Consider the following 260-nt stretch of genomic DNA (forward strand, 5'->3'; position numbering starts at 1 on the left):
GAAAATAATCGTATTATACCCAACCAATCGCCAGAACACCATTGTAGAAATGGCTATCTTCACAGGCCAATATTCCGTATTCCACCTGATTGCATCGATATTAAACAAAGAGAGAATGTAGTTTGCAAATCCAAACTGTTGGTTATTGAATACTATTCCAAAAATGATCGCAACAGCTACAATCGATGTAATATATGGTAAGAAAATAAGGGTTCTAAAAGTATTACGAAATCGTAGCAAGGCTGAATTTAAAGCAAAAG

General features: G+C 34.6%; 1 pseudogene. It reads right to left on the reverse strand.

Annotated features, from left to right (window positions below):
* A pseudogene (locus AOA60_RS33570) lies at positions 1-260 on the reverse strand (sugar ABC transporter permease); the annotation flags it as partial.

Origin of the sequence: Pseudomonas sp. 2822-17, from assembly GCF_002742485.1 — a bacterium.
GTDB classification, from domain to species: Bacteria; Pseudomonadota; Gammaproteobacteria; order Pseudomonadales; family Pseudomonadaceae; genus Aquipseudomonas; species Aquipseudomonas cyclaminis.